This window comes from Burkholderia sp. BCC0405 (assembly GCF_902833075.1).
Lineage (GTDB): Bacteria > Pseudomonadota > Gammaproteobacteria > Burkholderiales > Burkholderiaceae > Burkholderia.
Window position 1 is genome coordinate 387,522 of sequence record NZ_CADFEO010000004.1, and the last position, 19,901, is coordinate 407,422.

14 protein-coding genes are annotated in these 19,901 nt (G+C 69.0%); 7 read left to right on the forward strand and 7 right to left on the reverse strand.

The window, feature by feature from the left end; translation table 11 throughout:
- Nucleotides 1-125 precede the first annotated feature (125 nt).
- A complete protein-coding gene (locus tag HWX36_RS09150; RefSeq protein ID WP_175951785.1) occupies nucleotides 126-1,319 on the reverse strand; it encodes an ammonium transporter in 1,194 nt (397 codons plus the stop codon).
- A gap of 267 nt (nucleotides 1,320-1,586) precedes the next feature.
- Nucleotides 1,587-1,922 carry a hypothetical protein gene (locus HWX36_RS09155; protein ID WP_175951786.1) on the reverse strand — a complete coding sequence of 112 codons (336 nt, stop codon included), beginning with the start codon at nucleotides 1,920-1,922 and terminating at the stop codon, nucleotides 1,587-1,589.
- Nucleotides 1,923-2,115: 193 nt separating this feature from the next.
- Here HWX36_RS09155 and HWX36_RS09160 point away from each other — a divergent pair, with 193 nt between their 5' ends.
- From HWX36_RS09160 to HWX36_RS09175, 4 genes are all read left to right on the forward strand, one after another.
- Nucleotides 2,116-2,541: a hypothetical protein gene (locus tag HWX36_RS09160; protein ID WP_175951787.1), complete on the forward strand. Its 426-nt coding sequence runs from the start codon at nucleotides 2,116-2,118 to the stop codon at nucleotides 2,539-2,541.
- 90 nt (nucleotides 2,542-2,631) lie between these two features.
- Nucleotides 2,632-3,063 (forward strand): Rrf2 family transcriptional regulator, encoded by a 432-nt coding sequence (locus HWX36_RS09165; protein WP_175951788.1) that lies wholly within the window; start codon nucleotides 2,632-2,634, stop codon nucleotides 3,061-3,063.
- A gap of 167 nt (nucleotides 3,064-3,230) precedes the next feature.
- The gene (locus HWX36_RS09170; RefSeq protein WP_175951789.1) at nucleotides 3,231-3,872 is read left to right on the forward strand and encodes an NAD(P)H-binding protein; all 642 of its coding nucleotides are present in this window, start codon (nucleotides 3,231-3,233) and stop codon (nucleotides 3,870-3,872) included.
- Nucleotides 3,873-4,119: 247 nt separating this feature from the next.
- Nucleotides 4,120-4,590, forward strand: a complete 471-nt coding sequence (locus HWX36_RS09175; protein ID WP_175951790.1) for an Lrp/AsnC family transcriptional regulator — start codon at nucleotides 4,120-4,122, stop codon at nucleotides 4,588-4,590.
- Between the two features lie 81 nt (nucleotides 4,591-4,671).
- Here HWX36_RS09175 and HWX36_RS09180 read toward each other — a convergent pair whose 3' ends face one another.
- From HWX36_RS09180 to HWX36_RS09190, 3 genes are read right to left on the reverse strand one after another with little or no spacing between them, the layout of a single operon-like run.
- Nucleotides 4,672-5,445, reverse strand: a complete 774-nt coding sequence (locus HWX36_RS09180; protein WP_175951791.1) for an ABC transporter ATP-binding protein — start codon at nucleotides 5,443-5,445, stop codon at nucleotides 4,672-4,674.
- 4 nt (nucleotides 5,446-5,449) lie between these two features.
- Entirely contained in the window at nucleotides 5,450-7,138 is a 1,689-nt protein-coding gene (locus HWX36_RS09185) for an iron ABC transporter permease (RefSeq protein ID WP_175951792.1), read from the reverse strand.
- Nucleotides 7,128-8,171: a Fe(3+) ABC transporter substrate-binding protein gene (locus HWX36_RS09190; protein WP_175951793.1), complete on the reverse strand. Its 1,044-nt coding sequence runs from the start codon at nucleotides 8,169-8,171 to the stop codon at nucleotides 7,128-7,130. The genes HWX36_RS09185 and HWX36_RS09190 overlap by 11 nt, the downstream gene beginning before the upstream one ends.
- 242 nt (nucleotides 8,172-8,413) lie before the next feature.
- On the opposite strand from HWX36_RS09190, the gene HWX36_RS09195 reads away from it, so the two are divergent.
- Complete coding sequence (locus HWX36_RS09195; RefSeq protein ID WP_006476417.1) at nucleotides 8,414-8,575, forward strand: hypothetical protein; 162 nt, start codon at nucleotides 8,414-8,416, stop codon at nucleotides 8,573-8,575.
- Nucleotides 8,576-8,722: 147 nt separating this feature from the next.
- Here the strand turns inward: HWX36_RS09195 and HWX36_RS09200 are convergent, their stop codons facing one another.
- Nucleotides 8,723-10,090 carry an amino acid permease gene (locus HWX36_RS09200; protein WP_175951794.1) on the reverse strand — a complete coding sequence of 456 codons (1,368 nt, stop codon included), beginning with the start codon at nucleotides 10,088-10,090 and terminating at the stop codon, nucleotides 8,723-8,725.
- A gap of 290 nt (nucleotides 10,091-10,380) precedes the next feature.
- Nucleotides 10,381-12,672: an FUSC family membrane protein gene (locus tag HWX36_RS09205; protein ID WP_175951795.1), complete on the reverse strand. Its 2,292-nt coding sequence runs from the start codon at nucleotides 12,670-12,672 to the stop codon at nucleotides 10,381-10,383.
- 183 nt (nucleotides 12,673-12,855) lie between these two features.
- Here HWX36_RS09205 and recC point away from each other — a divergent pair, with 183 nt between their 5' ends.
- Nucleotides 12,856-16,194 carry an exodeoxyribonuclease V subunit gamma gene (gene recC, locus HWX36_RS09210; protein ID WP_175951796.1) on the forward strand — a complete coding sequence of 1,113 codons (3,339 nt, stop codon included), beginning with the start codon at nucleotides 12,856-12,858 and terminating at the stop codon, nucleotides 16,192-16,194.
- On the forward strand, nucleotides 16,191-19,901 hold the full coding sequence (gene recB / locus HWX36_RS09215; RefSeq protein ID WP_175951797.1) for an exodeoxyribonuclease V subunit beta: 3,711 nt from the start codon (nucleotides 16,191-16,193) through the stop codon (nucleotides 19,899-19,901). Before recC ends, recB begins: the two co-directional genes overlap by 4 nt.

Genomic DNA, 19,901 nt, shown 5'->3' on the forward strand with positions numbered 1-19,901 from the left:
TTCGCGAAGCAGGCGGTCGGCAAGCTCGGCGAAGGCGAATTGAAAACTGGACGGAAGTGTACGGACGCTCGATGAAAGTTTTTTGAATTGAAAACGTAATAATGCGTCGGGCGTTCGTCAGGCGCTCAATCGCGCTCGGGCGTGGCCGAAATGCGGTGGATCGACAGGTCCGCGCCGTCGAACTCGGCTTCGCGGTCGAGGCGCAGCCCGACGGTCGCTTTCAGTGCGCCGTAGACGAGCGTGCCGCCCGCGGTGGCGATCGCGATGCCGCCGAGCGTGCCGACGAGCTGCGACATGAACGACACGCCGCCGAGACCGCCGAGTGCGGGCAGGCCGAACACGCCGGCCGCGAGGCCGCCGAGCGCGCCGCACATGCCGTGCAGCGGCCACACGCCGAGCACGTCGTCGATGCGCCACTTGTTCTGCACGCAGGTGAACATCGCGACGAACAGTGCGCCGGCCGCGGCGCCCGTGACGAGCGCGCCGATCGGGTGCATCACGTCGGAGCCCGCGCACACCGCCACGAGGCCCGCGAGCGGCCCGTTGTACGTGAAGCCCGGGTCGTTTCGGCCGGCCATCCACGCGGCGAGCGTGCCGCCGACCATCGCCATCAGCGAGTTCACCGCGACGAGGCCGCTGATCTTGTCGAGCGTCTGTGCGCTCATCACGTTGAAGCCGAACCAGCCGACCGCGAGCACCCACGCGCCGAGCGCGAGGAACGGGATGTTCGACGGTGGGTGCGCGGCGATCCGGCCGTCCTTCGCATAGCGGCCGTGGCGCGCGCCGAGCAGCAGCACGGCCGGCAGCGCGACCCAGCCGCCGAACGCATGCACGACGACCGAGCCCGCGAAATCGTGGAACGGCGCACCGAACGCGTGCGTGAGCCAGGCCTGCACGCCGAAGCGTTCGTTCCATGCGATTCCTTCGAAGAACGGATAGATGAAGCCGACAATGATCAGCGTCGCGACGAGCTGCGGATTGAACTTCGCACGCTCGGCGATACCGCCGGACACGATTGCGGGGATCGCCGCCGCGAAGGTCAGCAGGAAGAAGAAGCGCACGAGCGCGTAGCCGCTGTGCTGCGACAGCGTGCTGATGTCGTCGAAGAACTCGACGCCGTACGCGATCGTGTAGCCGATGAAGAAATACGCGAGCGTCGACACCGAGAAGTCGACCAGGATCTTCACGAGCGCGTTGACCTGGTTCTTCTTGCGGACCGTGCCGAGTTCGAGAAATGCAAAACCCGCGTGCATCGCGAGCACCATGACGGCGCCGATCAACAGGAACAGTGTGTCGACGCCGGATTTCAGACCATCCATGCCGTGGCTTCCTTGCGCAAAAAAAACGGGCAAGGAACGCAAGTATCGAGCCAACTTGGTGAACGGCTGCGTGGCGTTGGTGCTGTAACACCGCATGGTGCGGCATTCCGGTGAATCCGTGCACGGGAAGAGGGCGCGACTGGCCCGAGCCCGGTGCGATGCCGGGTGCACGCGCTTGGTGCGGCGCGTGCGAAACTGGTGCGCTTGGTGTGGCGATTGGTGCGGAACGGTGCGCGGCGGGGCATTGCCGCGCACCGTTCCGGCGCGTCAGTGGCGCGGGAACAGCTGGGGCGGCCGGCGCAGCCGCAGCGCGCACGCCGACCAGTATGCGGCGACGGTTGTCAGCCCGAGCGCGGCAAACGCGAGCGCCGCGAAGCCCGCAAGCGACTGGCCGTCGGCAGTGGGGCCGAGGATGCCTTCGGCCACGATTAGCGCGGCCGTCCAGAAACCGATCACGGCCTGCGTGAGCAGGCGCGCGCACGCGACGCGGCGCGGGCGCCCGGATTCGGCCAGACGGCGCGCCGACGGCGGGCGCAGGCACAGGAACAGGGTGGCGGCGAGCACGGCGGCCAGGGCGATGAACCAGTCGACGAGGAAATCCATGAGAAAAAGGGGGCACGTCCAAAGCGGATTGAAGCGTGCCCACTTTAGTGTCCTCGCGTGTGCGATTGAATCAGACGAGTCCGAAATTGAAAGTCATTTTAAATAACGGAGCGCGATTGGTCCTGTTCCACAGGCGGTATCATCGACATCGGTCCAACCACGAGGCCGCGCGACGCGCGGCCGGAGATTGCTGATGAACATGAAGACATCGCGCGCGCGTCGCGTGCCCGGATCCGTGACGGCCGTGGCTGCCGGTGCGCTGCTGTTGCTCGCGGGCTGCGAGAAGTCCGGTGCGCCGGTCACGCAACCCGATACGGCCGCGAGCGCGGCCGCCGATGCCGCGAACAATGCGGCCAAGGCGCTGGACCAGGTGGCGAGCAGCGTCAACCAGCAGATCAACGCCGCGAAGGCCGGCATCGCGTCCGCGGCGTCGGCCGTGCCGCCGCTGTCCGCGAGCGGCCTCGCATCCGCCGCGCAGGCGCAGATCGACGCGGCCGCGTCCGCGGTCGTCGCGCATGCGGCTTCCGAAGCCGGCGCGAAGATCGCGGAAGCCGGCAAGAAGCTCCAGCAGTGGAGCCAGCAGAATGCGCCGGGCGCCAAGCCCGCGAGCGGAGAGTGACGCGGGCTTGCATGATCCGCGAAATGTAATTATAGTAGTTACACATGTCGCCGGCCGCGGGATGGGCCGGCGTCGTCAGGTGAGTCAGGAATGAATACCAGCAGCCGGTTTGCGTTTGCCGTCCACGTGCTTGCTTTGCTGTCGATGCAGGAAGGCGTCCCGCTGTCGTCCGATATCATCGCGGGCAGCGTGAACACGAATCCGGCGCTGATCCGCCGGTTGCTGTCGATGCTGGCAGCCGCGGGGCTGACCACCTCGCAGCTGGGCGCGGGCGGCGGTGCGCTGCTGGCGCGCGAGCCCGGCGCGATCACGCTGCTCGACGTGTATCGCGCGGTCGACGAAGCGCAACTGTTCGCGCTGCACCGCGAGGCGCCGAATCCCGCGTGTCTCGTCGGGCGGCATATCCAGGGCGCGCTGATCGGCTATATCGGCGACGCGCAGCGTGCGATGGAAGCCTCGCTCGCCACGCGCACGCTGGCCGACGTTACGGCCGACGTGCTGGATCTGGAGCAGCGCACGTAACACGCGGCGGGCGCCGGCGCGCAACCGGCGGCAGGCAGGGCAGGAAGCCGGACGGCGCGAGCGGCGCGAGCGGCGCGACGACCGGCGCAACGGGGGATTTGCCCCATTTTTTTTCGATCTTATATGTAATTAACGCAATTACATATTTTTCTTACTGGAGAATCGATATGACGCAACGTACCTTGAATATCGCGCTGTTCGGCGCCACCGGCACGATTGGCTCGCGCATCGCCGCGGAAGCCGCACGACGGGGCCATCGCCTGACCGCGCTGTCGCGCAATCCCGGCGCGGCCGGCGACGGCATCACCGCGAAGGCGGCCGACCTGTTCGACGCGGCGAGCATCGCGGCCGCACTGCCGGGCCATGACGTCGTCGCGAGCGCGTACGGTCCGAAGCAGGACGATGCGACGAAGGTCGTCGCGGCCGCGAAGGCGCTGGTCGCCGGTACCCGCCAGGCGGGGCTGAAGCGGCTCGTCGTGGTGGGCGGTGCCGGTTCGCTCGAAGTCGCACCCGGCAAGCAGCTCGTCGACAGCGAAGGTTTCCCGGAAGCGTACAAGGCGGTCGCACTCGCGCACCGCGACGCACTCGATTACCTGAAGACGGTCGGCGATCTCGACTGGACGTTCTTCGCGCCGGCCGCGTTGATCGCCCCGGGTGAACGCACGGGGGCGTTCCGCACGGGCGTCGGCAAGCTGATCGCGGACGCGCAAGGCAACAGCAAGATCTCGGCGGAAGACTACGCGATCGCGTTCGTCGACGCGCTCGAGCAAGACAGCTTCGTGCGCGAGATCGCGACGGTCGCGTATTGAGCGGTGCGCGGGCCAGTGGCGCGTGGGCGCCGGGCTGGCCGCGTCGTGCATGAACGCCAGGCGATTCCACCTTGACGGGCGGGATCGCCTGTTTCATTTGGCGCGGGGCGTGTGCCGGTGGATTCGCTCGCCTTGCGCGCGTACCGGATCGGTATTTATACCGGTCGACGCGGCCAGGTGGTTTTCATATTGTTCCCCGTTGTGCAAGATGAATAGAATAAACTTCTATCTACGAGGGACTGGAGAAATGGACGCCATCGATCGCAAGCTGCTCGAGCTGTTGCAGGCGGATGCCACGCTGCCGATCGCGGAACTGGCACAGCGCGTGAACCTGTCGCAGACGCCGTGCTGGAAGCGCGTGCAGCGGCTCAAGGAAACCGGCGCGATTCGCGCGCAGGTTGCACTGTGCGATCCGCGCAAGCTCGGGGTCGGCACGACCGTGTTCGTCGCGATCCGCACGAACCAGCACACCGAGGAATGGGCGCAGCGTTTCACGCAGGCCGTGCGCGACATGCCGGAAGTGGTCGAGGTGTACCGGATGAGCGGCGAGACCGATTACCTGCTGCGCGTCGTGGTGGCCGGCATCGACGATTACGACCGCGTCTACAAGCAGCTGATTCGCGCGGTGCCGCTGTTCGACGTCAGCTCGTCGTTCGCGATGGAGCAGATCAAGTATTCGACCGCGCTACCCGTGCGCGATCTTGCCGGGCCCGCATGACGCGGCAACGAAACGCAGCAATGAAACGCGGTAGTGAAACGCGGCAGTGAAACGACGCGGGCGCGCATCGTGCCCGCGGTTTCAGCGGCCGCGCGCCAGTGCGCGTGCGCGTTCGTCGGCCAGCGCGTCGCGGCGCACGAAATCCGCGACGAACGGGCTGGCCGGATGGTGATGCAGCGCGTACGGCGTATCCCATTGCGCGAGCCGGCCGTCGTTCATCACGCCGATCCGGTCGGCAATGGCAAATGCTTCGGCCTGGTTGTGCGTGACGAGGATCGCGGTGTGGCCCGTGCGTTTCAGGATGTCGCGCAGCTCGAACGCGAGCCGCTCGCGCGTATCGACGTCGAGATTCGAGAACGGCTCGTCGAGCAGCAGCAGCTCCGGCGACGGTGCGAGCGCACGCGCGAGTGCAACACGCTGTTGCTGGCCGCCCGACAGTTCATGCGGATAGGCGTTGCCGGAATCGGCGAGGCCGACGAGTTCGAGCATCTCCGCGATGCGCATGCGCCGTTCGGTCTTCGGCATCCGCCGCAGGCCGAATGCGACGTTGTCCGCCGCGCTCAGGTGCGGGAACAGCGCGTAATCCTGGAACATCATGCCGATGCGGCGCCGTTCGGGCGGCACGTCGAGCGACGGCGCCGCGACGGGCGCGCCGTCCAGCACGATGCGTCCCATGCGCACCGGTTCGAAGCCGGCGATCGCGCGCAGCACGGTGGTCTTGCCGCAGCCCGACGCGCCGAGCAGGCAGCCGATGTCGCCGCGCGGCAGCGCGAGGCTCAGCCCGTCGACCACGGTGCGGCGGCCGTGCGGCGTATCGTAGGCGAGGCAGAGGTCATCGAGTTCAAGCAGGTTCACGGTGTCAGGCTCCGATCTTGTGGCGGGTGCGGGCGAGCAGGATCACGGGCACGAGCCCGGCCAGCACGATCGCGAGCGCGGCGACCGCGCCTTCCTCGTAGGTGCCGCGCGCGGCTTCCGCATACAGCCAGGTCGCGAGCGTGTCGAAGTTCAGTGGGCGCAGCAGCAACGTCGCCGGCAATTCCTTCATCGCGTCGACGAACACCAGCAGCGCGCTCGTCGTGAGCGCGGGCCGCAGCAGCGGCAGGTGCACGCGGCGCAGCGTGCCGCCGGCCGTCTCGCCGAGCGAGCGCGCCGCGTGTTCGAGCGACGGCGGGATGCGCGCGAGGCCGGCTTCGATGCTGCCGGCCGGGATCGCGAGAAAGCGCACGGTATAGGCGATCACGAGCGCGGCCGCCGAACCCATCAGCAGCAGCCCGTCGCGGCCGAGTGCCGCGCCGAACAGCCGGTCGGCCGCGGCGAACGGGATCAGCAGGCCGATCGCGAGCACGGTGCCCGGCACCGCATAGCCGAGGCTCGCGATTCTCGCGCACACGCGGGCCGGGCCTGCACGGGCGCTGTCGCGTTGCGCGCGCGCGGCCCAGGCGACGACGAGCCCGCATGCGAGGGTCGCGGCGGTGGCGGCGGTGGCGATCGTCAACGTGTTCGCGAGCCCGGTCATCAGTTGTCCGGATACACCGCCGACCAGATGCAGCCGCTTGCCCGTCTCGACCGCGAGGTACGCGGCGGGCGCGCCGAAGCCGAGCAGCACGGGTAGCCAGCCGAGCGCGGCGGCGCCGAATGCGGCCGTGCCCGTCAGGCGGCGCGGGGCGATCGGCCGCATGCGTCGGCCATGCGCATAGCGCTGGCGGCGGCGTCCGTAGCGTTCGAGCACGATCATGCCGACGACGATCGCGAGCATCGCGAGCGCGATCTGCGCGGCGCCGGCGAGGTCGGAGCGCGTGATCCATGTCGTGTAGACGGACACGGTCAGCGTCTGAACGCCCAGAAATTCCGACGCGCCGATATCGTTCAGCGTTTCGAGCAACGCAAGGCTCACGCCGACCGCGATCGCGGGCCGCGCGAGCGGCACGACGATGCGCCAGAAGGTGGCGATGCGTCCCGCGCCGAGCGTGCGCGCGGCTTCGAGCAGGCTCGCGGACTGCGTGACGAACATCGCGCGCGTGCTCAGGTACACATAGGGATACAGCACGAAGCCGAGCACGAAGATCGCGCCCGGCAGCGAGCGCAGGTCGGGCAGGCGGAACTGGCGTGGGCTGTCGAAGCCGAGCAGCCAGCGGACCGCGCCCTGTACCGGGCCGATCGGGTGCAGCAGGTCGAGATACGCGAACGCGACAATGTAGGTGGGCACCGCGAGCGGCAGCAGCAGCGCCCACGTCAGTATCCGGCGGCCGGGAAAGTCGTACGCGGTGACGAGCCACGCGCAGCCCGTGCCGACGATCGACACGATCGCGCCGACGCCCGCAAGCAGCAGCAACGTATTGACGAGCGCCTGCGGCAGCACGAATTCGGCGAGATGCCGCCAGTGCGCGAGATCGGCGTCGAACGCGGCGGCCACGAGCACCGCGAGCGGCGCCGCCACCGCCGCCGCGATCGCCAGTGCCGCGATCAGCCACAGGCTGCCCGCGCGTGGCCTCGGGCGCGGCCGGCATGGCTGGCCGCGCGCGCCGGCGGACGATGCGTCAGTTGTCAAAGCCGACCTTGTCGACGAGCTGGCTCGCCTGCTTGCGATGCTTCGCGATGTCCGCCAGCGGCAACGGATCGACTTTCAGCGTGCCGAAGCTCGCGATCACCGGGTCGAGCTTCACGTTCGCGCGCACCGGATATTCGTAGTTCGCCTGCGCATACAGCGCCTGCGCTTCCGGCGACACGAGGTATTCGAGCAGCTTCACCGCGTTGGCCTTGTGCGGCGCGTGCTTCGCGACCGTCGCGCCGCTGATGTTCACGTGCGTGCCGCCGCTCTTCGCGTTCGCGAACGTCGGCCGCACGACCTTGATCGCGTCGCCCCATTTGCGCGCATCGCTGCCCGGCTCGGCATGCTTCATGTGACCGACGTAGTACGCGTTCGCGAGGCCGACGTCGCAGATGCCGCCGAGGATGTCGCGCGCGACGTCGCGGTCGCCGCCCGTCGCCTTGCGCGCGAGGTTCGCCTTCACGCCGCGCAGCCACTTCTCGGTTGCCGCTTCGCCATCGTGCGCGATCATCGCGGCAACGAGCGCCGTGTTGTACGGATGCTGGCCCGAGCGGATGCAGACCTTGCCCTTCCATTTCGGATCGGCGAGATCCTCATAGCTGAACGCATCGACTTTCAGGTCCTTCTCGACGTACAGCACGCGGTCGCGCAGCGACAGCGCGTACCAGTCCCCGTTCGCGCCGCGCAGGTTCGCGGGAATCGCGTCGTCGAGCGCCTTGGAGCGCACCGGCTGCGTGAGCCCGCCGTCGACGAGATCGAGCAGGTTGCCGACGTCGACCGTCATCAGCACGTCGGCCGGCGACTGCGCGCCTTCTGCCTTCACGCGCTCGAGCAGGCCGTCCTTCACGAACACCGTGTTGACCTTGACGCCGCTCTGTTTCGTGAACGCGTCGACGAGCGGCTGGATCAGCTTCGGCTCGCGGGTGGTGTACAGGCTCACTTCCTCGGCCGCGTGGGCCAGCGGCGCGAATGCGGCGGCGGCAAGGGCGAGGGCGCCGGCGAGCGGCAGCAGGCGGGTGCGCGGATTCGACATGAAGACTCCGGTGGGGCAGGTGGACGAAGGGAGCGTTCCGGGGCGCGCCTGCCGCCCGAGCAACCCGAAACATTACAAAATGAAAGACTCGAGATTCTAGATCGGAATGGGAATGATTATCAAATGAAAGCTTGCGGCGGGCGGAGGAGGAGGGGGACGCGGTTCGGAAACGGCGCGTCGCGGCGGGCGCGCAAGCGCGTAGAATGCCCGCTTCGACGAATTTGACCGGAGACGTACCGACCATGAACGATCAGCGCAAGAAGAACCCTGTCCGCAACGTGAGCATCCTGATCGTCGTGGCCGTGCTGCTCGTGATCGGTACGATCCTGTACAACGCGATTTCGCAGAAGCACGCGTACGACGAGGCCCATCCGGCCGAGGCCGCGAGCGCGGCTTCGCACTGACGTGCCGATGCGCGGCCGGCGGGCCGCGCGCGCAGGGTGCATGTGAAGGGGATGAGTGCCCGGCCGTTGGCGCGGCAGATCTCGCGCGGAGCCGGGAGAGAAGCGGGCGCCGGGACCGGCGCGCCGCGTACGCAGGTCAGTCGTGCGTCAACGTGACGCGGGTGCGAACTTCGGGCGGATCCGTGCGTAGAACACGACCGCGAGCAGCGCGAGCCAGGCCGCGCCGACATACAGCGCGACGCGCGTGTCCTCGAACCAGCCGAGCATCACGATCACGAAGCCCATGAACGCGATCGTCAGTGCCGGTGCGACCGGCCACAGCGGCACCTTGAACTTCAGCGCCGCGACTTCGGCGCTCGACAGCCGGCGGCGCATCGCGACCTGCGACAGCAGGATCATCAGCCACACCCACACGGTGGCGAACGTCGCGATCGCCGCGACCATCAGGAATACGTCCTTCGGCATCAGGTAGTTGAGCAGCACGCCGACGAGCAGCGCGACCGCCATCACGAGCACCGTGACCCACGGCACGCCGTGCCGCGACGTCGTCATCAGCACGCGCGGCGCCTGGCCCTGGCGCGCCATCCCGAACATCATCCGGCCCGCGCCGAAGATGTCGCTGTTGATCGCGGAGATCGCCGCGCTGATCACCACCAGGTTGAGGATCGTCGCGGCCGACTTCACGCCGAGCGCCGAGAAGATCTGCACGAACGGGCTGCCGTCGCCGCCGACACCCGTCCACGGGCTGATCGACATCAGGACGACCATCGTCAGCACGTAGAACAGCAGGATGCGTGCGGGCACCGCGTTGATCGCGCGCGGAATCACGCGCTCCGGATCCTTTGCCTCGCCGGCGCTCATGCCGATCACCTCGATCCCGCCGTACGCGAAGATCACGACCGACAGCGACGCGATCAGCCCGCCGACGCCGTTCGGCAGGAAGCCGCCATGGTTCCACAGGTTCGCGAATGTCGGCACGTCGGCCGAGTGGCCGAAGTGCATGCCGGTCAGCAGGATCGCGACGCCGCCGCCGATCATCGCGACGATCGCGCCGACCTTGATGATCGACAGCCAGAACTCGAGTTCGCCGAACACCTTCACGTGGCACAGGTTCAGCCCGCAGATGATCGCGACAACGCCCAGCACCCAGATCCATTGGGGGACATCCGGAAACCAGAAACCCATGTAGATGCCGAACGCGGTGATGTCGGCGATCGCGACGATCACCATTTCGAGCGTGTAGGTCCAGCCGGTGACGAATCCGGCGAACGGGCCGAGGTTCTCGGTCGCGTAGTGGCCGAAGGAGCCGGCGACGGGTTCGCGCACGGCCATCTCGCCGAGCGCGCGCATCACCATGTAGACGGCCGCGCCGCCCAGGATGTACGCCAGGATCACGGCCGGGCCCGCGAGCTGGATCGCGGACGCCGATCCGTAGAACAGGCCCGTGCCGATCGCCGAACCCAGCGCGAGAAAGCGGATGTGCCGCGCGCTCAGGTGGCGCTGCAAGTTTTTCATCGTGTCTCCGATATCGTTATGCGACGGACCGGGCGAGCGGGGCCGGTCCGATTGGCTCAAGTTGTATATACAACTTAAATGTGAACGAATGATAACAAGCCGGGCCGGGTGACCGGAATCGGGTATTCCCTGACTGGCGCGGCGGACACAATAGGGGGCGCGGCGGTCTCGCTTCGAGGGCGCAGGCCGCGTGGAACGGGCGGGTCATGCTTCGGGGATCGCTGAATCGGGGAGCGCCGGGGCCGATCCGCGGCATGCGCGGGCCGGCCACCGGCGGGGTAAAGGCGCGCTCAGGCGGGCAGGCGGATCACGCTCGCATCCTTGCGGATCAGCTGCGACGACGCGAGCATCTGCTTGCACTGGTGCGCGAGCACCTTCAGGTCGTGCGTGAGCTCGGCGCCCACCGCGTCGGATTTCTCCGCGGACACGACCATCGCATCGAGGTCGCGCGTGATCTGCTTCGACATGTCGAGCTGATCGGCGGGCGGCGGCTCGCCGGCCTCGGCCTTCTCGAGATTGTCGAGCACCGCGGCCAGGCCGCGATGCAGCGCGTCGTCGTGGAGGATGCTGCCGTCGGCCGCGCAGGCCGTGCGGATCAGCGGCGCGGCGGCCGTGATCTGCGCGCCGAGCACGTGCGTCTGCACGAGCAGGTCGTTCAGTTCGGGCACGAAGCGCTGGTGCGCCTTCGGCTCGATCATCATCCGCTGGAACGCCTGCCCGAGATTCGCGAACGCGATGTGCACGTCCTTGCGCGCGAGGCGGTAGCGGTAGTCGTCGTCGAGCGTCGTGGCCGGCGTCTCGATGGCGGCGGCGACGACCGGCACGACGGCCGCACCGTCGGCGGCCGGCACCGGCGGCGGCGACATGCCGCGCCCGGCGCGCCACACAGCCTCGAAATACTTGCGGGTGGCGGTGAGCATGTCGGCGACCTGCTTGCCCATCAGCCGGTATTCCCAGTACGGGAACAGCCGGCTCGCGGCGATCGCGATCATGCAGCCGACCACCGTGTCGATCGCGCGCTCGCCGATGATCCGCATGCTGCCCGGCGCGAGCAGGTGGAACATCAGCAGCACGTACGATGACGTGAACACGACGCTCGCCGCGTAGTTGAACAGCAGCAGGCTGTAGCTCATTACCATCGACCCGAACATGATCGCGATCAGCAGGTGCGGCTCCTTCACCGTGTAGATCAGCGCGATGCTCGCCGCGCAGCCGATCAGCGTGCCGATGATCCGCTGCGCGTTGCGCTGCTTGGTGAGCGAGTAACCGGGCTTCAGGATGATGATGGTCGTCATCACGATCCAGTACGCATTCGTGAGCGGCAGCAGCCGGCCGAGCCAGAACCCGACCGCCACCGCGATCGTCACGCGCAGCGCGTGGCGGAAGCTCGGCGAGCGCATGTTCAGGTTCGAGAAGATCAGCAGCGGCGACATCCGGCGGCGCTGCAGGAAGCGCGTGAGCGCCTTGTCGATCTTCAATTCGGTCTGCTGCGGATCGGCGTGGCCCGACAGGTTGCGGCGCATCCGGTCGATCAGGCGCGTCGCGCTCCAGATCCGCCGGAACGTGGCGAGCACGGCCGCATACGCTTCCGCGTTGGTGGCCGGGAAGTTCTTCTTGCGCATCAGCTCGATCTCGTACTCGATCGCGCGCAGCTCGGCCTTCACGCTGATCCGCGAATGCGGTGCGCGGTTCTCGAGCACCGCGAGGCCGATCTCCTCGAGATCGGCGGCCGCCTTGCGGATCAGGTCGCGGTAGAAGATGATCAGATCCGAGCCGCCGAACGTGTTGCGCACCAGCGGGTAGTCGGTGTGCGCGCCGACGAACAGTTCGTGCAGGTCGACGCTGTTGATGAACAGGTTGTACATCGTCGTGCGGCCGGGATCGAGCTTGCCGCGACGCAGCTTCGGCAGGTTGCGCAGCACGATGTCGCGCGCGGTTTCCTGCGTCTCGACCGCGGTGATCTGCTTCGCGACGAGATTGCGGTAGCACTCGTCGAGATCGGCATCGAGATCGTAGAACTGGGCGCGCGCGAGCAGGTAGTCGGCGCACGCGAACAGGCTCTCGGCGAGCGCCTGCTGCTCGATCCGGCGCGCCTGCCATTGCGACACGAGCGTGGCCCAGTACGTGTACCAGAGGCCGCCCGCGAGAATCCAGCCGGCGTTGACGAACGCCTGCAGCGGCGTGAACTTCTCCTCGAGCGTCATCACCATCATGAACAGCGTGGCGAAGCTGATCTGCGGCCAGCGGTTGCCGTAGACGACGATCAGCGACAGCACGAAGGTGAGCGGCACGATGGTGAGCCACAGCACGAAGATGTTCGGTGTCGCGAGGCCGGTTGCGAGCGCGGCCAGAAAACCGATCACGCTGCAGGCGAGCATTTCGTTGTGCTTGTACTTGAGCGGGCCCGGCATGTCGACGACGCATGCGCCGAGCGCGCCCGTCGAGATCGTGAAGCCGAGCTCCCGGTTGTTAAACACGATCAGGCACAGCACGGCCGGCAGCGAGACGCCGACCGCGATCCGCAGGCCGCCGAAAAAGTACTGGCTGTAAAAAAACTTTCTGATTTCGACCGAATAGCGCATCGATGGGCTGAATGGCAGACGAAGACGCCCGGGAGCGGCATCTTGACTGGCGACGAGTCTATCGTATTTCGCGGTCCGCAAAACCTGGCCGTCCGGCCGATGCTCGCGGCGGCGGACCATTTGCTATCCTTCGGGAACCTGTTCGCCCGGTCCGGCCGGCGCGAGAATCCGACGCCCCGCCTCATGCTCCATCTGTTCTATTCGAATCGTCACGAAACGCTGGCCGACGCGCTGCTCGAGGATCTGGCCGCGTTCCCGGCCCGCAACGGCCCGTGGGCGCCGCAGCAGGTCATCGTGCCGAGCGCGGCGCTGCGCCGCCGTCTCGAGCTCGACATCGCCGCGCGCAACGGCGTGTGCGCGAACGTCGAGTTCACGTATCTCGCGCAATGGCTGTGGGCGCAGATCGGCCGCGTGATGGCGGTGCCCAAGCGCTCGCCGTTCGCGCCCGACCGCCTCGTGTGGCGCTGCTACCGGCTGTTCGCGCAGGCGTCCGGCGGGGCGCCGTGGCTCGCGTCGCCGCGGCTGGCCGCGTATCTGTCCGCATCCGACGATGCGATGCGCTACGAGCTTGCACACCGCGTCGCGGCCGTGCTCGATCATTACCTGACCTATCGCCCCGAATGGCTGGCCGCATGGCAGGCCGGCGAGTCCGTGCTCGCGGGCGACGCCGCGCCGCGCGGGATCAGCGACGCCGCGCGCGACGACGAGCGCTGGCAGGCCGCGCTGTGGCGCGCGCTGCTCGCCGAGCTGAGCGACAGCGGCACGCCGCCGGCGCACCGTTTCCTCGTCGAGGCGCGCCATCTCGATCCTGAAACCATTGCGCGTGCGGACTGGCCGGAATCGGTCGCCGTGTTCGCGCTGCCCACGATGCCGCCGCTGCATGTCGCGTTGCTGCGCGAGCTGTCGCGCTGGATCGACGTGCGCGTCTATGCGCTGAACCCGTGTCGCGAGTTCTGGTTCGACATCGTGACCGCCGCGCATGCCGAGGCGCTCGATGCGGCCGGGCGGCTCGACTACCAGGAAGTCGGCCATCCGCTGCTCGCCGAATGGGGCAGGCAGACCCAGGCGCAACTGCACATGCTGCACGAACTGACTGAAAGCGCCGCGGCGGGCGACGCGTCGCGGTTCATCGAGAATCCCGAGCCGACGTGGCTCGCGCGCGTGCAGAACGCGATCCTCGAATTGCAGCCGGAGGCCGAAACCGGCGGCACGCCGGCCGAGCGCGGGATCGAGGTGCACGTGTGCCACAGCCTCGCGCGCCAGCTCGAGGTGCTGCACGACCGGCTGCTCGCGTGGTTCGACGCCGATGCGAGCCTGCAGCCGTCCGACGTGCTCGTCGCGGTGGCCGATCTCGCGGCGGCCGGGCCGCTGATCGACGCCGTGTTCGGCACGGCTGGCACCGGCGGTGCGCATGTGCCTTACCGGATCACCGGCCTGCCGCCGTCGCAGGCGAACCCGGTCGCGCGCGTGCTGCTCGACTGGCTCGCGTTGCCGGAGCGGCAGGTCGGTGCGCCCGAACTGGTCGAATGGCTGCGCGTCGACGCGGTGGCGGCGCGCTACGGCATCGATGCGGCGGCGCTGGAGACGGTGCAGACCTGGCTCGCGGCCGCCGGCGCGCGGCGCGGGCTGTCGCCGCGCGCGAGCGACGACGCGGCCGTGGCGGCGCCGCGCCATACGTTTTCCGATGCGCTCGCGCGGCTCTTTCTCGGTTATGCGATGCCGGAGGGCGCGGCGCCGGTCGGCGCGTGGCTGCCGATCGAGGCGGCCACCGGCAGCGAGGCCGAACTGCTCGGCCGGCTCGCGCGCTTCACCGACGATCTCGACGGCTTCGCGCGGCGGCTGGCCGAATCGCATACGCCGCAAGGCTGGAGCGAGCTGTTCGCCGATACGCTCGCGCGTTTCTTCGATTCGGGCGCAGCGTATGCGGACGCGCTCGCGGGCGTGCGCGACGCGCTCGACGCGATGCTGGCCGCGATGACGGAGGGCGCGCCCGACGAAGCGCTGCCGGCAGCCGTCGTCCGGGCGGGGCTGGCCGCCGCGCTCGACGATCCGGCGCGCGGCGGCGTGCCGTGGGGCGGCGTCACGTTCTCGTCGCTGACGAGCCTGCGCGGCCTGCCGTATCGCGTCGTCTGCCTGCTCGGGATGGACGACGGCGTGCTGCCGAGTCTTGCGCGCGCGGACGAATTCGACCTGATGGCCGTGTTGCCGAAGCTCGGTGACCGCCAGCGCCGCGACGACGAGCGCAACCTGTTTCTCGACCTGCTGCTCGCCGCGCGCGACCGATTGATGATTGCGTACACGGGCCGCAGCATTCGCGACAACGCGCCGCTGCCGCCCGCGGCACTCGTCGACGAGCTGCTCGACCATCTCGCGCTCGTCTCGGCCGGGCCCGACGCGCCGCCGGACGCGGTCGAGGCCGCGCGGCGCGCATTCGTCATCGAGCATCCGCTGCAACCGTTCGCGGCCGCGTATTTCCAGCCCGGCAGCGAACTCGTTTCCTACGATGCCGAGCGCGCGACGCTCGCGACGCTGCTGGCCGCCGAGGCGTCGCGCGACGGGCCGCGCGAGCTGCCGTTCTTCGCGCAGCCGCTGCCGGCCGAGCCGGTCGAGCCGGTCGCATTCAGCGAATTCGAACGCTTCTGGCGGCATCCCGCGCGTGCGCTGCTGCGCGCGCGGCTCGGCATCGTGCTTGCCGACGCACAGGCCGAACTGCTCGACACCGAGCCATTCGCGCTCGACTTCGCCGGCAGCGATGCGCTCGCCGAGCGCGTGCTGCCGCTGCTGATCGAGTCGGACGAGGGCGGCGCGCACGATCACGCGCTGCGCATTGCGGACGCGAGCCCCGAGCTGCCGGGCGGCGCGACGGGCGCCGTGTGGCGCGATCAGGCGCTTGGTTCGATGACGCAGCTCGCGTCGAACGTGCGCCGCGCACTGGCCGACGGGATGGAGCGGCGGCCGTTCTCGCTCACCGTCATGCCCGTCTGGCCCGACACGGAACAGGCGCTGTTCGGCGCCGACGACGCGCTGCTGTCGGGCGACGCGGTGAGCGCGCCGCTCGAACTGCACGGCACGCTGAACCGGCTGACGCCGGCCGGGCAGATCATCTACCGCTACGCGCGGCCGAGTGCGCGCGACTACCTGTCAGCGTGGCTCGCGCATCTCGTCTACTGCGCGGTGGATCCTGGCGGCCCGCGCCGCACGCTGTGGTTCGGTAGCGGCGGCGCATTCGAGCTGACGCCCGTCGCGGCGCCGCTCGAGCGGCTCGCGCCGCTGGCCGCGTTGTTTCGCGCGGGGCGGCGCATGCCGTTGCGGTTTTTCCCGCGCAGCGCGTGGGCGAGGGTGTCCGACGGCGAGGCGAAGGCCGCGAGCGTCTGGATCAACGAACGGGTCGTGAGCGAGGCCGACGATCCGGCCATCGCGATCGCGTGGCGCGGTGCGCATGCATCGCTCGACGAGCCGTTCGGCACACTCGCGCGGCTCGTGTTCGATCCGCTCGTCGAGCATCTGAAGGAGGTCGCATGAGTGCCGGGTCGCAGCCGCAACAGGCGGTCGAACTCGACGTGTTCGCGTGCCCGCTCGACGGCGTCAACCAGATCGAGGCATCGGCCGGCACCGGCAAGACCTGGAACATCTGCGCACTCTATGTGCGCCTGTTGCTGGAAAAGGATCTCGGTGCGGATGAAATCCTCGTCGTGACCTTCACGAAAGCGGCGACTGCCGAGCTGCACGAGCGGATTCGCAGCCGGCTCGCGCAGCTTGCGCATGCGCTCGACACGGGTGACGACGGCGGCGATCCGTTCATCGCGCGCCTGCTCGAAACCACGCTCGGCGAAAGCGGCGCGCTCGATCCCGAGACGGCTGCGAAGCGGATCCGGCGCGCGCTGCGCGCATTCGACCAGGCCGCGATCCATACGATTCACGCGTTCTGCCAGCGCGCGTTGCAGGAAGCGCCATTCGCGGCGGCGATGCCGTTCGCGTTCGACATGGAGGCCGACGACGCGGCGCTGCGCTTCGAACTCGCAGCGGATTTCTGGCGCACGCGCGTCGAACCGGCGGCCGCGCGCTGGCCGGGCTTTGCGATCTGGCTCGTCGAATCGGGCGCGGGCCCGGCCGCGCTCGATGCCCAGCTTGCGCGCCGGCTGAAGAAACCGCTTGCCGCGCTGCGCTGGGACGGCGTGAGCGAGCCGGACGAATCGGCCGAGGCGGCTGCTGCCGCATGCTTCGCCGAGGCCGAGCGGATGTGGGCGGCCGAGTGCGAGTCGATCGATGCGTTGCTGCGCACCGCGCAGCCCGCGCTCAACCAGCGCTCGCACAAACCCGAAGCGGTTGCCGATGCGCTTGCCGCATGGACCGCGCATTTCGCGCAGGGCGACGCGACGGCCGCGCTGCCGAAGGCCGCGCTGAAGCTCACGCGCACTGCGTTGGTGAAGGCGACGAAAAAAGGCGGCGCGACGCCCGAACACGCGTTCTTCGACGTGGCCGATGCGCTCGAAGCGGCCGTGGCGGCGGCCGAGGCCGCGCAGCGCGCGCGCTGGCTCGCGCTGATCGCCGAATGGCTCGACATGGCGCCGGGCGAGCTGGCCGAGCGCAAGCGCACGCGGCGCGTCGTCTCGTTCGACGATCTGCTCGCGAACCTGTACCACGCGCTGCATGCGCATCCGTGGCTCGCGCAGACGCTGCGCGCGCGCTATCCGGCCGCGCTGATCGACGAGTTCCAGGATACCGACCCGCTGCAGTTCGCGATCTTCGACCGGATCTTCGCGCCGGGCGGGCCACTGTTTCTCGTCGGCGATCCGAAGCAGGCGATCTACAGCTTCCGCGCGGCCGATCTGCATACCTATCTGGCTGCGCGTGCACGGGCGAGCGCGTGCTACACACTCGCGGTCAACCAGCGTTCGACGCCCGCGATCGTCGATGCGTGCAACCGCTTCTTCATGTCGAATCCGCGCGCGTTCGTGCTCGACGGGCTCGATTACTACGCGGTGCGCGCGGGCACGCGCGTGCGTGCGCCGTTCGTCGACGCGACCGATCCGGGCCCGGCCGGCGATTTTCGGGTCTGGACGTTGCCGGGCGGCGAAGGCACGTTGCTCAAGCGTGAAGCGCAGGCGCAGGCCGCGCAGGCCTGTGCCGCCGAGATCGCGCGGCTGATGCGCGGCGCGCGCGAAGGGCGCGTGCGGCTCGGCGATACGCCGCTGTCGCCGGCCGATATCGCGGTGCTCGTGCAGACGCACCGGCAGGGCAGTCTCGTGAAGCGCGTGCTGGCCACGTGGGGCATCGGCAGCGTCGAACTGGCGCAGGCCTCGGTGTTCTCGACCGGCGACGCCGAGCAGCTCGAGCGCGTGCTGGCGGCGATCGATGCCCCGGGCGACCTGCGGCGCTTGCGTGCGGCGCTCGCATCCGACTGGTTCGGCCTCGATGCCGGTGCGCTGTGGCGGATGGAGCAGGGCGACGGCGACGCGCAACGTGAAGCATCGGCGGCGGATGGCGCCGACGCGATGAACTGGGTCGAGCGCTTCTCGCGGTATCGGCTGTTGTGGCGCGAACGCGGCTTTGCGGTGATGTGGCGCACGTTCACGCGCGAGCTACGGGTTGCCGAACGCCTGATGGCTGGCGCGGACGGCGAGCGTCGCGTGACCGACATCAACCATCTGGCCGAACTGACGCAGGCGCGCGCGTCCGCGCAACCGGGCATCGCGCCGACGCTGCGCTGGCTCGCCGCGCAACGGCTCGGCGGCGGCGGCGAGGAAGCGCAGCTGCGTCTCGAATCCGACCGCAACCTCGTGCAGATCGTCACCGTGCACAAGTCGAAAGGCCTCGAATACGCGATCGTGTTCTGTCCGTTCCTGAACGACGGCGGGTTGCGTGAGCCGCCCGCGTCGGCGCTGCCGGATGCGCGCGAATATCACGACGATGCGGGCGACGCGGTGCTGCATTACGGATGCGACGATGAGGCGGCCGCACATGCGGCGCGGCAGGCGCTGCGCGAGCAGGCCGCGGAGCGCGCGCGGCTCGTCTACGTGGCGCTTACGCGCGCGGTCTATCGCTGCTACGTCGTCGCCGGCCCGTACCAGTCGTCGCGCTCGACGCGCGAAGCGCGGCGCAGCGTGCTCAACTGGCTCGTTGCCGGCGCAGGCCAGTCGTTCGACGCATGGCTCGACGAGCCGCCCGACGAAGCCGCGCTCGATACGGCGTGGCAGGCGCTCGCGGGTGGCCCCGTGAGCGTTGCGCCGCTGCCGGCGCCGGCGCGACCCGAGCGTCTCGCGGCCGGGCACGACGCGTCGCAGACGCTCGCGGCGCGCCATGCGACGCGCATGCTGCGCGATGCGTGGCGGATGGCGAGCTTCAGTTCGCTGACCGCGTCGATGGCGCGCGAGGAGGCGGGCGTCGCGGCGGTGCCTGACGACGAACTGCGGCCCGATCACGACGCGCTTGCCGCGGTGGCGCCGGACGGCGAGTGGCTGTGGGTCGATACGGTCGCACCCGAACCGCCGGACGACGACATCCTCATGTTCCCGCGCGGCGCGGCGGCCGGCGAGTGCCTGCACCGCCTGTTCGAGCTCAGCTGGTTCACGGAGCCCGAGTCGTGGCCCAGGGCCGCGCTCGGCGCGCTGCACGACCGGCCGGTCGAAGCCGACCCCGAACTCGCGACACGCCTGCCGGCGATGATGGTGCAACTGGTCGACGATGTCGTGCGCACCGAGCTCGTGCCGGGCATGCGGCTCGCCGACCTCGATCCGGCGAAGCGGCTCGACGAAATGGGTTTCCTGTTCCCGGCGCCGTCGCTCGACCTGATGGCGCTGCGCCGCCTGCTGGTCGCGCACGGCTACCCGGACGTTGCACTGGAGGCGGGCATGCTCGCCGGTTTCATCAAGGGTTTCATCGACATGATCGTCGAACACGACGGCCGCTTCTGGATCGTCGACTGGAAGTCGAACCATCTCGGCACGACGCCGGACGCCTACGGCCCGCGCGCGCTCGACGTCGCGATGGCCGATCACGCGTATCACCTGCAGGCGCTGCTCTATACGGTCGCACTGCATCGCTACCTGCGCGGGCGGCTGCCCGACTACGACTACGACACGCATATCGCGGGCTACCTGTACCTGTTCGTGCGTGGTGTGCGGCCCGACTGGCGCAGCGGCGGCGAGCCGGCCGGTGTGCATGCGCGGCGGCCCGAGCGCGCGCTCGTCGACGCACTCGACCGGATGATGGAAGGGGGCCGCGCATGA

What these genes read in the sequence shown, in the direction of transcription:
- HWX36_RS09155 (WP_175951786.1), bottom strand. Translation starts at nt 1,922, where the DNA reads ATGGATTTCCTCGTCGACTGGTTCATCGCCCTGGCCGCCGTGCTCGCC.
- HWX36_RS09170 (WP_175951789.1), top strand. Translation starts at nt 3,231, where the DNA reads ATGACGCAACGTACCTTGAATATCGCGCTGTTCGGCGCCACCGGCACG.
- HWX36_RS09175 (WP_175951790.1), top strand. Translation starts at nt 4,120, where the DNA reads ATGGACGCCATCGATCGCAAGCTGCTCGAGCTGTTGCAGGCGGATGCC.
- HWX36_RS09150 (WP_175951785.1), bottom strand. Translation starts at nt 1,319, where the DNA reads ATGGATGGTCTGAAATCCGGCGTCGACACACTGTTCCTGTTGATCGGC.
- recC (WP_175951796.1), top strand. Translation starts at nt 12,856, where the DNA reads ATGCTCCATCTGTTCTATTCGAATCGTCACGAAACGCTGGCCGACGCG.
- HWX36_RS09195 (WP_006476417.1), top strand. Translation starts at nt 8,414, where the DNA reads ATGAACGATCAGCGCAAGAAGAACCCTGTCCGCAACGTGAGCATCCTG.
- HWX36_RS09160 (WP_175951787.1), top strand. Translation starts at nt 2,116, where the DNA reads ATGAACATGAAGACATCGCGCGCGCGTCGCGTGCCCGGATCCGTGACG.
- HWX36_RS09190 (WP_175951793.1), bottom strand. Translation starts at nt 8,171, where the DNA reads ATGTCGAATCCGCGCACCCGCCTGCTGCCGCTCGCCGGCGCCCTCGCC.
- HWX36_RS09200 (WP_175951794.1), bottom strand. Translation starts at nt 10,090, where the DNA reads ATGAAAAACTTGCAGCGCCACCTGAGCGCGCGGCACATCCGCTTTCTC.
- HWX36_RS09165 (WP_175951788.1), top strand. Translation starts at nt 2,632, where the DNA reads ATGAATACCAGCAGCCGGTTTGCGTTTGCCGTCCACGTGCTTGCTTTG.
- recB (WP_175951797.1), top strand. Translation starts at nt 16,191, where the DNA reads ATGAGTGCCGGGTCGCAGCCGCAACAGGCGGTCGAACTCGACGTGTTC.
- HWX36_RS09205 (WP_175951795.1), bottom strand. Translation starts at nt 12,672, where the DNA reads ATGCGCTATTCGGTCGAAATCAGAAAGTTTTTTTACAGCCAGTACTTT.